The sequence below is a fragment of the Acidocella sp. MX-AZ02 genome, from assembly GCF_000306035.1.
Lineage (GTDB): Bacteria > Pseudomonadota > Alphaproteobacteria > Acetobacterales > Acetobacteraceae > Acidocella > Acidocella facilis.
The window spans coordinates 1613624-1615027 of the sequence record NZ_JH976207.1; the positions used below are offsets into that span (position 1 = coordinate 1613624).

2 protein-coding genes are annotated in these 1404 nt (G+C 67.4%); both read right to left on the reverse strand.

All coding sequences use genetic code 11. The features are described 5' to 3' along the window. A partial coding sequence (locus MXAZACID_RS07955; RefSeq protein ID WP_008493726.1) for a xanthine dehydrogenase family protein subunit M occupies positions 1 to 659 on the reverse strand: 659 nt, incomplete at its 3' end. After that, positions 656 to 1291, reverse strand: a complete 636-nt coding sequence (gene paoA / locus MXAZACID_RS07960; RefSeq protein ID WP_008493727.1) for an aldehyde dehydrogenase iron-sulfur subunit PaoA — start codon at positions 1289 to 1291, stop codon at positions 656 to 658. The genes MXAZACID_RS07955 and paoA, both read right to left, overlap by 4 nt. Positions 1292 to 1404: the final 113 nt, after the last annotated feature.

The window sequence follows — 1404 nt, forward strand, 5'->3', positions numbered from 1 at the left end:
GGCGGCAGGATCACCGCCTGGATCAGCTCGCCGGGGCGCAGATCATGCTCGATCTGCGGCGTCTCACCCGGCAGCCGGTAGAAATCCTGCAAGGCGATACGCCGGCTGGCGCCATCCGCGCCAATCGTCTCGACCACCGCATCCAGCGCCATCATCGCCACCGCCATGTCGCTCGGATGGGTGGCGATGCAGGATTCGCTGGTGCCGACCAGCCCGAGCTGGCGCGCCACCCCGCCCATGGCCGCGCAGCCGCTGCCGGGCGCGCGCTTGTTGCAGGGCTGGCGCGGATCGTAAAAATACACGCAGCGTGTGCGCTGCAGCAGATTTCCCGCCGTCGTCGCCTTGTTGCGCAACTGCCCGGAAGCGCCGGCGAGCAAGGCGCGGGAGAGCAGCGCATAATCGCGCCGCACCCGCGCATCCGCCGCCAGATCCGTGTTGCGCACCAGCGCACCGATGCGCAAGCCGCCCTCTGGCGTCGGCTCGATGCTGTCCAGCCCGAGCCCGTTGACGTCGATCAGATGCGCCGGGGTTTCGATCTGCAATTTCATCAGATCCAGAAGATTGGTGCCGCCGGCGATGAATTTCGCATTCGGCGTGGCCGCCGCCTCGGCTGCCGCTTCCGCCGGGCTGCTGGCGCGGCTATAGGTGAAGGCCTTCATGCCGGCTCTCCGGCGATCTCGCGCATCGCCTCCATGATGTTGGAATAGGCGCCGCAGCGGCAGATATTGCCGCTCATCCGCTCGCGCAGCTCAGCTTCGGACAGGGTCGGCGCCTCTGTCAGGCTGGGGCTGACATGGCTGGGAATGCCCGCCTGCAGCTCCGCCAGCACGGCCACCGCCGAGCAGATCTGCCCTGGCGTGCAATAGCCGCACTGAAACCCGTCATGATGCAGAAAGGCCGCCTGCATCGGGTGCAGCTCACCCGGCTGGCCCAGACCTTCGATGGTGGTGATCTCGTCGCCTTCATGCATCACCGCCAGGCTGAGGCATGAATTGATCCGCCGGCCTTGCACCAGCACCGTGCAGGCGCCGCATTGGCCGTGATCGCAGCCTTTCTTGCTGCCGGTGAGCTGCAGATGCTCACGCAGCGCATCCAGCAGGCTGGTGCGTGTATCCAGCCGCAAACGGCGCGCTTCGCCGTTCACGGAAAAGCTCACCTCCATCATCGTTGGGCTATCCTGCATGTCCGTCTCCTTTCTGGTTGCGGCCCGGACCGGACCGGCCCCCGCCAGCGCGCCGCCGCCGAGCAGCACAGCGCGTCTTGAAATGTCGAATTTGTCGTCGCCGATCATGACGCCGCCGCCAGCAGGGACGGGGCAGACACCGCGCAGGCCGCCTGGTGGCGCGCGGCGATCTCGCCCAAAGCGGAGAGGGCGAGCAGCTCAGGCTCGCGCACCGCCGGGAT

Coding starts and splice junctions, on each gene's coding strand:
- paoA (WP_008493727.1), bottom strand. CDS start 1,291: ATGATCGGCGACGACAAATTCGACATTTCAAGACGCGCTGTGCTGCTC.